Raw genomic sequence first — 11,739 nt, 5'->3', positions numbered from 1 at the left:
TAACTTGATGCATTTGATTTTCGATTGACACCTTATCTTCAATCACTTACTATTGTTATTATGTAGACCGATTGGTTTAATTCTACTGTAAGCTATAATTTTTATAGCTTACAGTAGATGAACGATCTCTAAAAAGGTGGATATTTCAGTCCAATGAGAAAGAATACAAAAGATGAAATTATTCGAACAACAGCCAAATTAATCCAAGAAAAAGGTTATGTGGGGACGGGACTAAAAGAGATTATAGAGCAAAGCGGAGCTCCACGCGGTTCTATCTATTACCATTTTCCAGATGGAAAAGAACAAATAGCTTTGGAAGCGGTCAAGTGGACAAGAGAAGCAGTCAGGTCCTTTATTCAGGAAGAGCTTTCCAAGCATGAAGATGCACTGATAGCAATTCAGTCATTTATTTTAGATAGTGCGGACCGTTTTGAAAAAAACCGTTATTTTGTCGGGGTACCTATTGCAGCACTGATTTTGGAAACTTCTTCGACAAATGATAATTTGCGGAAATCCTGTGAAGGGGCTTTTGAAACATGGTCACTAGAATTTATGAAAAAACTTCAAGAAAACGGGTATAAAGAAAGTATAGCAAAAAAACTGGGCACTATAATTAACACAATGATCCAAGGAGCATTGGTAGCAGCTTTAGCCAGTAAGCATGCTGAATCACTGCGCACCACTGCCGGGATATTGCCACTTATTTTCAGTCAGCAATCATTGCAGAAATAAAAAAATTACTGCGGGGCTGTTTGATAATATATTCATTTAAAGGAGGAAATTAATATGCATCAGTCAAACCACATTAAAGAAGCAAGAGAATTTATTCAAAGTAAAGCAGATCTGGTTCCAGAAATCGGTATGATTCTCGGGTCTGGATTAGGAGATTTGGCGGACGAATTAGAAGATGCTGTTGTCATTCCATATGAAGAAATTCCACATTTTTCAAAATCGGCTGCTATTGGGCATGCAAACCAGCTTGTCATTGGTACTCTAAAAGGAAAACGTATTGTAGCCATGAAAGGCCGTTACCATTATTATGAAGGCTATTCACTGGATGAAGTAACCTTCCCTGTGCGTGTTATCCAAGCGCTTGGAGCGGATAAACTGATTATTACTAATGCTTGTGGAGCTATAAATACAGATTTCAATCCTGGAGATTTAATGCTGATTACAGATCATATTAATCTGACTGGAACAAATCCATTAATAGGACCAAATAATGATGATTTAGGAACTCGTTTTCCGGATGCTTCTGAAGTATATAATCGGGAGCTTCGTGATTTGGCAAAGGGTATTGCTAAAGAAAATAACATTACCCTGCAGGAAGGTGTGTACAGCTGGTGGAGCGGTCCAGTTTACGAAACACCTGCGGAAATTCGTATGATCCGGGTGCTTGGCGGAGATGCGGTCGGCATGTCTACAGTTCCTGAAGCTCTTGTTGCTGTACATGGCGGTTTAAAAGTGCTTGGTATCTCTTGTTTAACAAATATGGCATGCGGCATTTTAGATCAGCCATTAAGCCATGATGAAGTGATTGAAGTTGCTGCACAATCACGCAGCAAGTTTATTCAGCTTATTGAAGAAGTTATTCATCAAATGTAAGTAAATGAATACAGGATGAATTTATTTTATATTAAAATAAATAGAATTGACAGTGGTAGATTAACTCTCATTTCAGATATCTGAAATGAGAGTTAATCTCTATTATTTATAACGAGTTCAATTATTTTAAGTAGACAAACAGCAAAGAGGTGTATCTGTGAATATTTTATGGGGATTGGCAGGATGTAGTGTTATTATTCTTATCTCATTTTTATTATCTGAAAAGAAGAAAAAAATTAATATCTATACTGTTTCAATAGGATTTATACTTCAAATTATCTTTGGTTATCTCGTATTACAGTGGGATTTTGGAAAAAGAGCTCTTGTTACTATTTCTAATGCAATTAACGGTATGATTAATTATGGTCAGGAAGGTCTTAAATTCGTTTTTGGTCCGCTTGCAGGAGATGGAGAAATTGCCATTTTTGCAGTAAATGTACTTGGAATGATTATTTTCTTAACAGTGCTGATTGCTCTTTTATATCACTTTGGAATTATGCAATACCTTGTCCGTTTTATCGGAGGATTTATTTCGAAAATCATGAAAACATCCTATTCTGAATCTGCTGTAGCAGCTGCAAATATTTTTGTGGGAAATACACAGGCTCCTCTTGTTATTAAACCATACATATCAAATATGACGAGATCTCAAATATTTTCATTAATGGTCAGTGGGCTGGCATCTGTGTCTGGGGCAGTAATGATCAGTTTAGCTGCAATGGGAATTCCATTAGAGTTTTTATTGTCTGCTGCAATTATGTCAGCTCCGGCAGGAATTATGATTGCTAAGTTTATAATCCCTGAAACGGAAACTCTAAATCCAAATGAATGGAAAATCGCTCAGGAATCTCAGAAAGCAGATAATGCAAAAACGAATGTAATTGATGTTATTTTCACTAGTTCCCGTGAAGGGCTGCAGTTTGCAATCAATGTAGGTTTAATGCTAATGGCCTTTATTGGTTTATTAGCTTTAGTTAATGGTATTTTAGGATGGGGAGGATCATTAATAGGCTTTGAAAATCTTTCATTGGAATTTGTCCTTGGCTATATATTTGCTCCAATTGCCTTTGTTATTGGAATTCCATGGAATGAAGCTGTACAAGCTGGTAATCTCTTAGCGCAAAAATTTTTACTTAATGAATTTGTAGCATTTTCTCAGTTTTCTGCAATGCTGGAGTCATTTTCAGATAGATCTATTGCAGTATTAACATTTGCACTAAGCGGCTTTGCGAACTTTGGTGCGGCAGGAAGTATTGTAGGAATGCTGTCCAATATAGTACCGGAGCGTAAGCATGAAATTCAACGGCTTATGATGAAGGCATTAATAGGAGCAACATTGGCAAATTTATTAAATGGTGCTATTGTTACTATGTTCCTGTAAAACTAATAAGACATTCTAGTTTTTATCCAATGTAATAGAGTTCATAACAGTATCAGGTATGTTATCAATTAGAAAGAAGGCTTATCATGGAAGGAATGGAAAAAAGGAAAAAAGATTCAAATCAGCTGCAATTTATTATTCTTCTTATTGGAATCATTGCTGTCGCTTTTAATTTACGTCCGGCAATTACTTCAGTTGGGCCAATCATTAGTTTTATACGTGATGACATTGCGATTTCAAATGGTACAGCAGGATTGTTGACAAGTTTACCTTTGATAGCTTTTGCGGTTATTTCTCCGCTGGTTCCCAATCTTGCTCGTACATTTACAAAGGAAAAAGCATTGGTCATTGGACTGGTCTTAATTATCATTGGTATTCTTGTTCGTTCGGTTTCTGTATTTATTTTATTATTGATTGGAACATTTATTGTCGGGGCAGGAATTGCAATTTGTAATGTTCTCCTTCCGAGTGTTATTAAGGATCGTTTTCCTTTAAAGGTTGCGCTGCTTACTAGTGTTTACACAACAGCTATGAATATTTTTGCAGCTTCCGCTTCCGGGCTGAGCCATCCTTTAGCAGAAGGTTTTGGTTTAGGCTGGCAGTTATCTTTGCTTGTTTGGACAACTCCTGCTATCCTCGCTATTGTTCTTTGGGTTATTATTCTTAATAAATACACAGAACGGGAAGAAAAAATGCAAGTGGCTTCTGGAGGAGTACTGTCCGGTAACCGTATGTGGAAATCTCCATTAGCATGGATTGTTGCTATCTATATGGGATTGCAGTCAACAATGTTTTATGTGACTATTTCCTGGCTGCCGGAGATTTTACATGATTATGGAATGAGTATGGAAACTGCAGGCTGGCTGTTGTCGTTGACGCAAATTGTCGGGCTTCCGGCGAGTTTTTTCTTACCTATTTTGGCAGGAAGAATGAAGAAGCAATCCATTGTTGCAAGCTCCATCGGAATTTGCGCAATACTAGGTTATGGCGGTTTATTACTTGGAAACTCCTGGACTGTCCTCATGTTCAGTCTTCTGTTTATTGGAATTGCACTGGGCGGCGGTTTTGCTCTTGCATTGACATTTATCGGTCTGCGCTCCAGAGATGGAGAACAGGCAACAGAGCTTTCTGGAATGGCACAGTCTGTCGGTTATCTTTTAGCAGCAATCGGTCCATTTGCAATTGGTTCTATTTATGATTTAACAGCAACATGGACAGTTTCTCTATTAGTATTAATGACAGTAGCTGCCTGTATTGTATTTTTGGGTTATCAGGTTGGAAGGGACCGCTTTGTTCTTGAGAATAAAAAATAAAATTAAAGAGACACCCTGTTAAGATTTTTAAATGTCTTAACAGGGTTTTTAACTATTAAAAATGGTATTTCTTCAACTCAAATTATTCGTTTCTGCAAAAAATAGGTGTACAATAGAAATGCAGAAAGTTCAGAATAAAAAAGGATAGGTGATGAATTATGTATTCCATTCAATTGTACGGAGACCGGGGAGTACGTATCCAATTTGGCAATACAATTGACAGACAGGTAAATGTAAATGTTCATCGCTTTACCAGTCTGTTAGAAAATTATCCAATTGAGGGAATCACAGAGTGGATTCCTGCGTATACCAGTATGACGATTTATTATAATCCGGGTAAAATCACATATTTGAAGCTCGAAAAAAAGCTGAATCAATTACAAAAATTAATGAGCGAATCAGCTCCTCCAGTTTCAAGAAAGGTTACGATTCCTGTCTGCTATGAAAAAGAATTTGCTATAGACATGGACGATGTTGCTGAATATCATAATCTTTCCGTTCAAGAAATAATCGGCCTGCATACAGAGCCGCTTTATTATGTTTATATGATGGGATTCATGCCCGGTTTTCCTTACCTGGGCGGTTTATCAGAGAAGCTTGTTACACCAAGGCTTGAGAACCCAAGAAAAAGAGTGGAACGCGGGTCAGTAGGTATCGCAGATCAGCAGACAGGGATCTATCCGTTGGATTCGCCAGGAGGCTGGAGAATTATCGGGAAAACACCGGTACATCTTTATGATGCGCAGAAAGATAATAAAATTCTTATTCGATCCGGCGATACGCTCCAGTTTGAAGCTATTGATTCAGAAACCTATTATAAAATAGAAGATGCAGTACAAAATGGAGACTATCAACCAAAAATAAGTGAAGAGAAGGAAGGTGATCCATCATGAATTTGTCTGTAGATTTGAATTGTGATTTAGGAGAAAGCTTTGGGGCATACCGAATCGGGCAGGATAATGAGGTGATGGAATGGATTACCTCTGCCAATATTGCTTGTGGTTATCATGCTGGAGATCATAATGTGATGCGGGAAACAGTAGAAAAAGCAGTGAAAAATAACGTGGCAATTGGTGCTCATCCCGGGTTATTGGATTTACAAGGATTCGGCCGGCGAAAGATGCAGGTGACGCCGGAAGAGGTTTTCAATTTAATGGTTTATCAGATTGGTGCTATGAGAGGATTTGCGGAAATCTATGGAACTGGAATCAGTCATGTTAAACCTCACGGTGCTCTCTATTCGATGGCTGCAGCAGATAAAGTTTTAGCCGCTGCAATTGCAGATGCAATCTATCGTGTTGATAAGCATATGATTCTATTTGGATTAGCCAATTCAGAGCTTGTCAGGGAAGGGAGAAAGAGAGGGCTGCAAGTAGCAGAAGAAGTGTTCGCAGACAGAAATTATCAGCCAGATGGCACCCTGACACCCAGATCAGCACCAAATGCATTGATCCATGATGTAGATTTAAGTCTAAGCCGTGTTATCCGGATGGTGAAGGAAAATAAAGTTAAAGCAGTGGACGGAACAGATGTGGCTATTCAGGCCGATACAATTTGTGTTCATGGCGATGGGGCACAGGCAGCTGTTTTTGTGAGAAGGCTGGCAGAGGCATTATCTGGTCAGCATATACAGATAAGTGCGGCAGGTGATCCAAGTTGAAAAAAATCTTTGAAGTAATCAAACCTGGTTTATCTACGAGTATTCAAGATTTAGGCAGGGTTGGCTATCAAAAATATGGTATTCCAACATCTGGCGCAATGGATTCCTTTGCACATCGTGTTGCTAATCTGCTTGCAGGTAATCAAGAGGAAGAAGCGACACTTGAAATTATGCTGATGGGTCCCCAGCTGAAAGTTTTACAGGATACTGTTGTTGCAATCGGTGGTGCAGATTTGTCGGCAACAATTGATGGGAAGCCTCTATATCCATGGAAATCTTTCCGTGTTTACGCAGGACAGATATTATCGTTTGGCAGACCAGTTAACGGAATGTATGCTTATCTTGCAGTAAGTGGCGGTTTTTTTGCTGAGGAAGTAATGGGAAGTAAGTCAACTTACGCACAGGCAAATATTGGCGGTTTAGAGGGAAGGGTCCTGCAAAAAGGAGATATCTTATTATCAGAGGATGTGAACCTGAAATCTATCCGGGCAGGAAGATATTTAAAAGAAACAGACGTGCCAAATTATGAACAGCATCGTCCAATTAGAGTGATTGCAGGACCAGATATATTTGCTTTTTCCGACAAAACATATCAACAATTTTACCAGGAAAGCTACCGTATTACAGAACAATCGAATCGAATGGGCAGCCGTTTGGAAGGAAAAGCATTGTCTCATGCAGACAGAGCAGATATTATTTCAGATGCTGTGCTTCCTGGGACGATACAGGTTCCGGCGAATGGGCAGCCGATTGTGTTATTATCTGATCGGCAGACAACTGGAGGTTACGCGCGAATCGCTACTGTTATTACAACAGATATTCCGCTTCTTGTACAAAAGAAAATCGGTTCAGAGATTCAATTTTTATCTGTATCCTTAGAAAGAGCGCAGGCGGATTATCTGCAGCAGCAGCGCTTTTTAAAAATGCTGCAGACAGCCTTGCAGCAGCACGTTTAAAAGAAGGAGGATTTCTTGTTGACTTTACCCGGCACCAGCTGGTTTAATGGAAGGCTTTGATACAGTAGGGTTCCATGGTAAAGTAAAGATAACAAAATAATATAGGAGACTGTCAATAATGAGTAAACAATTTATCAGCCGGGCGTTAGCTACCTGCATCATTGGTTTCACAATCATTCATTTCATCACCTATTTTTTTCACATTGATATTCTTTTAACGCTGCTGGTATTCTTTGGATTTGGAATTATTTTATTTGGGGCAGTTTACTATGGACCATTGCATTTAAAGATGCCGTTGGGGCTGTTTCTAACTGGTGTGATTATCTTCCTCTCGGTGGATGCTTCTTTTACAGCAGGAATGCGGGAAGGATTATTGCAAATGCGCAATATGGTTGGGTTATTAGTTGTCATACCAATGGTCAGCTGGGTCCTGCGGGAGGAAGCTTTTTTAGAATCTGCTATCAGCTATGCACATGGTTTCGTGAATACAAGTAAGAAATTTTACTTTGGTATGATTTCTTTTACACAAATTATTGCCTATTTTCTTCTATTTGGTGCAATTCCAATGCTGTATCAATTTGTATCTATGATTTTAAAGGATGAAAAAGGAGAGGCATGGGAGAGATATAAGGGGACAGCAATATTACGCGGTTTTGCTTTATCTGTCCTGTGGGTAGTCAGTATCCCAAGCTTTGCCTATGTGGTAGAAGCCATGGATGCTTCATTATGGAAATCGATTGTGCAGGGACTAGGAGTGTCTGCAGCAGGGAGCATACTGGCTATTCTGTTCTTTCCGTTAGAGAATAAAAAATACAACGTTAATTTTACAAGAGGTCTCCGGCACGAGATTGATGGGATTATGCAGCATACAAAGAACAAACAGGAAACGAAGCGGGTTATCCGTGAATTTGTGATATTATTTGTTTCCCTTTTTGGTTCCATTTTTATTCTGAGTGCATTGATTAATATGGAGCTTCTTGTTCTGATACCTTTAACTATCTTAGTATGGATACTTAGCTATTATGTCGTGAAAAAACGACTATATAAATTAACACATATTGCAACACTTTATGTAAAGGAAGAGATGGCAGGAAAATCCTATCAGCTTTGTGTAATGATCGGTGCTGGCATGCTGATTGCCGGGCTGACCAAAACAGGATTTGCAGGCTGGGTCGTGGACAGCCTCTACGCATTGGAAGCAGTTGCGCCATTTATCAATTTATTGTATCTGCTTCCTTTTATGGTAATTATTTTAGGCTTTGCCGGTCTTGGACCATTGACAGTAATGGTATTGGTTGCCGGTATTCTCCAGTCCATCCATCTGCCCTATCCTCCTGAGCTGATTGTGCTGGCAGTAACATTAGGGAGCTCGATATCGATTTTGTTATCACCAGTAATTATGCCGATTATTGTTTTAAGCGGATCCAATGGCCTGAGCGGCTTTAAAAACGGCTTTCAGTTCAATGGCATTTTTGCGGTTGTTCTATATATGATTGTGATGACGTATATTCAAGTAATGACGTATGTGGCAAGTTGATTTTTATAAAAAACTGCGAATCCGCACATTCTTTAGTAATACAGAGTGTGCGGATCTGGTCATTACTTAGCTGAAAATCCTTTGAAAACTATAGCAGATATAAAAAAGGAAAAAATATCAGAATATCAGAATATCATTGTACATGAAGAGTCCTCTGTATCCTATACATCTTGCAATTAGAATAATATCGGGTAACCTATCACGGAAAATTGTCCATAAACTCTCATTGAATAAAGCTTCGTTGTATAAAGTCAGGTGCTTTCTGGTTGTACTGTTATTTTGCACTTGACATTCATTTTTTAACAACATAAAATTATCTATGAAAGCGTTTACTGAAAGTGCCGGTATTTAAGGTTCTTACAGATGAATCACATACGAAATAAAAATTCTGCAGACTTTGCGGGAACCAATTTATTTTTAATTACAACGGATTATATCCTTTCAAAATGAAAAAGGAGGACAATTGATGCGGAATGCTGTCATTGTTGAAGCAGTACGGACGCCTATCGGAAAGCGGAATGGTTTCTTAAGTGAGATAAGAGCCGAAGAATTAGCTGCAGCGCCTTTGAAGGAATTAATACGGAGGGCCAATCTGGATGCAACATTAATTGATGATGTTATTATGGGTTGCGTAACACAAACAGGAGAACAGGCGGTTGATATTGCAAGGCAGGCAGCGCTTATTGCAGGGTATCCTGCCAGTGTAGCCGGAACGACGATTGATCGGCAATGCGGCTCCGGTCAGCAGGCAATTCATTTTGCCGCACAAGCAATCATTAGCGGTGATATGGATATCGTTGTTGCAGCTGGTGTAGAGAGTATGTCTCGTGTACCGATGGGAAGCAATCACGAGGGTGTGAAATGGAATAGTGTTTTACAAAATCAATATGATATGGTCCATCAAGGGATAGCAGCGGCTAAAATTGCGGAAAAGTGGGGTATTTCACGCCATAAAATGAATGAATATTCATTCAAAAGTCATAATCGCGCAATAGAAGCACAAGAAAAAGGCTATTTTCACCAACAAATAATGCCGATTTCCGTTAAAAGAGCTGATGGAACAACAGCTCAATTTTATCAAGATGAAGGACCAAGAAAGAATACCTCCATGGAGAAGCTGGAGGCATTACCTGATTTATTTACAGAGAACAGTGGAATTACGGCAGGAAACGCCAGCCAAATGAGTGATGGGGCAGCAGCACTTTTGATTATGTCCGATGATAAAGCAAGAGAGCTTGGCTTTGTGCCGCATTTTCGTATTTTGGCACGAAATGTGATTGGCTCTGATCCAACAGAGATGCTGACAGGGCCAATTGAAGCTACCAGGCAAATCTTAAAAAAGGCTGATTTATCCTTAGAGGACATTGATGTTTTTGAAGTTAATGAGGCATTTGCGTCAATTCCGCTGATGTGGATGAAAGAATTAGAGGCAGATGAAGAAAAAGTAAATATTGATGGAGGAGCTATTGCTTTGGGGCATCCTTTAGGCGCAAGCGGAGCCAGACTGATGGTGACGATGCTGCATACGATGGAGCGGCTCGAAGCCCGCTTTGGCCTGCAGACGATGTGTGAAGGACTGGGAATGGCTAATGGTACTATTATTGAACGATTAACAAGGGAGTAGGGAGGAATTTTAAAATGATGCAAACACAGTTAAATTTAACAACAATGGTCAGACATGCAGAGAAGTATTTTCCTGATAAAACAGTTATTTCACGTACCCTGGGTGGAGTTCAAACCATTCCATACAGAAAAATAACTGAACGAATACGACGGTTAGCGGGAGTCTTAAAGGAATTAGGTGTGAAAAAAGGAGATAGAGTCGGAACAATAGCCTGGAACCATCATCGTCACCTGGAGGCTTATTTTGCAATTCCAACAATGGGAGCAGTACTGCATACGATTAATATCCGTGTTTCACCAGATGATCTTGCCTATATTATCAATCATGCAGAGGATAAAATATTGCTGGTTGACGAGGACTTATTCCCGTTAATTGAACGTGTTAAAGACCAAATCACTGATGTAGAAAAAATTATTGTCATGACGGATAAAGATGTATTACCTGAAACAAGTTTAACAAATGTTGCATCCTATGAAGTATTACTTGAAGGTGCAGATCCGGGTACAGAGCTTTGTGAAGATATTGATGAAAATGACATGGCCGGCTTATGTTATACATCTGGAACTACAGGCAGACCAAAAGGGGTTGCTTATTCACACCGGGGAATTTATTTACATAGCTTAGCCCTGGGGTTAAAGGATACTGTAGGGTTGTCAGAGGGAGATATTGCAATGCCTGTAGTGCCTATGTTTCATGTGAATGCCTGGGGGATGCCGTTTGCTGCGTTATGGTTTGGAACAACGCAAGTTTTGCCGGGGCCAATGCCGACACCACAAATCTTAGCTGAATTAATAGAGGAGCATAAAATTACAATGGCAGCAGGAGTACCGACTATCTGGCTGGGACTTCTGCAGGCGCTGGAGAATGGAAATTATGATACAAGCAGTCTGCGCTGTATACTTTGCGGCGGCTCAGCTGCTCCAAAAGGAATGATTCGTGCGTTTGAATCAAAATATAAGATTCCTTTCGTTCATGCATATGGAATGACAGAAACTTCGCCAATTGTGACATTAGCCCGTTTAAAAAGCTATCAGCAGGAGCTTGATGAAGAAGAACGTCTGGAATTACGCTCTCGCCAGGGCATGGTTGTACCAGGGATTGAAATTAAAGGCATTAATGAAAATGGAGAAATTCAATATGACGGTGAAACAATAGGCGAGCTGCTTGTTAAAGGACCCTGGATTGCAGATTCATATTATAAAAATGATCGCAGTGAGGACGCTTTCCGGGATGGCTGGCTTCACACAGGAGATGTAATTAATATTGATGAAGAAGGCTCTGTTAAAATAGTTGACCGTACAAAGGATATGATTAAAAGCGGCGGTGAATGGATTTCCTCTGTAGATATAGAAAATGCTTTAATGGCGCATGAAGCAGTTTATGAAGCCTCTGTTATTGCTGTTCCTGATCCAAAGTGGCAGGAGCGCCCTGTGGCATGTGTGGTATTAAAAGAAAAAGAAACACTGACAGAAGAAGATGTGAAACAATTTTTAGAGCCGCAATTTGCGAAATTTTGGATCCCGGATCGGGTTTTATTCATGGAAGAGATTCCAAAAACCTCTGTCGGGAAATTCTTAAAACGTGCACTGCGTAATCAGGTGAAAGAAATGCTTTCCTTATCGGATCCATCTTAATGAAATAAATATTTACTCAGGCAAGGAGC

At 39.5% G+C, this 11,739-nt stretch carries 10 protein-coding genes; all 10 read left to right on the top strand.

Translation table 11 applies throughout. The annotated features are described in order from the left end of the window. The first annotated feature begins 153 nt into the window (after positions 1 to 153). The 10 genes from OSO01_RS11780 (at position 154) to OSO01_RS11735 (ending at position 11,710) form a co-directional block, all read left to right on the top strand. Positions 154 to 732: a TetR/AcrR family transcriptional regulator gene (locus OSO01_RS11780; RefSeq protein ID WP_147210637.1), complete on the top strand. Its 579-nt coding sequence runs from the start codon at positions 154 to 156 to the stop codon at positions 730 to 732. Positions 733 to 786: 54 nt separating this feature from the next. Next, positions 787 to 1,605 (top strand): purine-nucleoside phosphorylase, encoded by an 819-nt coding sequence (locus OSO01_RS11775; RefSeq protein ID WP_147210636.1) that lies wholly within the window; start codon positions 787 to 789, stop codon positions 1,603 to 1,605. Positions 1,606 to 1,762: 157 nt separating this feature from the next. After that, on the top strand, positions 1,763 to 2,986 hold the full coding sequence (locus tag OSO01_RS11770) for a NupC/NupG family nucleoside CNT transporter (protein WP_147210635.1): 1,224 nt from the start codon (positions 1,763 to 1,765) through the stop codon (positions 2,984 to 2,986). Between the two features lie 86 nt (positions 2,987 to 3,072). After that, the gene (locus tag OSO01_RS11765; protein WP_147210634.1) at positions 3,073 to 4,299 is read left to right on the top strand and encodes a CynX/NimT family MFS transporter; all 1,227 of its coding nucleotides are present in this window, start codon (positions 3,073 to 3,075) and stop codon (positions 4,297 to 4,299) included. 158 nt (positions 4,300 to 4,457) lie between these two features. Continuing rightward, positions 4,458 to 5,192 (top strand): 5-oxoprolinase subunit PxpB, encoded by a 735-nt coding sequence (pxpB, locus tag OSO01_RS11760; RefSeq protein WP_147210633.1) that lies wholly within the window; start codon positions 4,458 to 4,460, stop codon positions 5,190 to 5,192. Then, entirely contained in the window at positions 5,189 to 5,959 is a 771-nt protein-coding gene (locus OSO01_RS11755; protein WP_147210632.1) for a LamB/YcsF family protein, read from the top strand. The genes pxpB and OSO01_RS11755 overlap by 4 nt, the downstream gene beginning before the upstream one ends. After that, entirely contained in the window at positions 5,956 to 6,915 is a 960-nt protein-coding gene (locus tag OSO01_RS11750; RefSeq protein ID WP_147210631.1) for a 5-oxoprolinase subunit C family protein, read from the top strand. The genes OSO01_RS11755 and OSO01_RS11750 overlap by 4 nt, the downstream gene beginning before the upstream one ends. A 118-nt stretch (positions 6,916 to 7,033) precedes the next feature. Further along, positions 7,034 to 8,452, top strand: coding sequence for a hypothetical protein (locus tag OSO01_RS11745; protein WP_147210630.1), 1,419 nt, complete (start codon positions 7,034 to 7,036; stop codon positions 8,450 to 8,452). A 466-nt stretch (positions 8,453 to 8,918) separates the two neighbouring features. After that, positions 8,919 to 10,076, top strand: coding sequence for a thiolase family protein (locus OSO01_RS11740; protein ID WP_147210629.1), 1,158 nt, complete (start codon positions 8,919 to 8,921; stop codon positions 10,074 to 10,076). A gap of 14 nt (positions 10,077 to 10,090) precedes the next feature. Then, positions 10,091 to 11,710, top strand: coding sequence for a long-chain fatty acid--CoA ligase (locus OSO01_RS11735; RefSeq protein WP_147210628.1), 1,620 nt, complete (start codon positions 10,091 to 10,093; stop codon positions 11,708 to 11,710). The last annotated feature ends 29 nt before the right edge of the window (positions 11,711 to 11,739 follow it).

Source organism: Oceanobacillus sojae (assembly GCF_007991515.1).
Taxonomy (GTDB): Bacteria; Bacillota; Bacilli; order Bacillales; family Amphibacillaceae; genus Oceanobacillus; species Oceanobacillus sojae.
Note: the sequence above shows the minus strand (reverse complement) of the source record. Positions and strands in the feature narration are given on the sequence as shown.

What these genes read in the sequence shown, in the direction of transcription:
- OSO01_RS11780 (WP_147210637.1), top strand. Translation starts at nt 154, where the DNA reads ATGAGAAAGAATACAAAAGATGAAATTATTCGAACAACAGCCAAATTA.
- OSO01_RS11775 (WP_147210636.1), top strand. Translation starts at nt 787, where the DNA reads ATGCATCAGTCAAACCACATTAAAGAAGCAAGAGAATTTATTCAAAGT.
- OSO01_RS11765 (WP_147210634.1), top strand. Translation starts at nt 3,073, where the DNA reads ATGGAAGGAATGGAAAAAAGGAAAAAAGATTCAAATCAGCTGCAATTT.
- pxpB (WP_147210633.1), top strand. Translation starts at nt 4,458, where the DNA reads ATGTATTCCATTCAATTGTACGGAGACCGGGGAGTACGTATCCAATTT.
- OSO01_RS11755 (WP_147210632.1), top strand. Translation starts at nt 5,189, where the DNA reads ATGAATTTGTCTGTAGATTTGAATTGTGATTTAGGAGAAAGCTTTGGG.
- OSO01_RS11745 (WP_147210630.1), top strand. Translation starts at nt 7,034, where the DNA reads ATGAGTAAACAATTTATCAGCCGGGCGTTAGCTACCTGCATCATTGGT.
- OSO01_RS11740 (WP_147210629.1), top strand. Translation starts at nt 8,919, where the DNA reads ATGCGGAATGCTGTCATTGTTGAAGCAGTACGGACGCCTATCGGAAAG.
- OSO01_RS11735 (WP_147210628.1), top strand. Translation starts at nt 10,091, where the DNA reads ATGATGCAAACACAGTTAAATTTAACAACAATGGTCAGACATGCAGAG.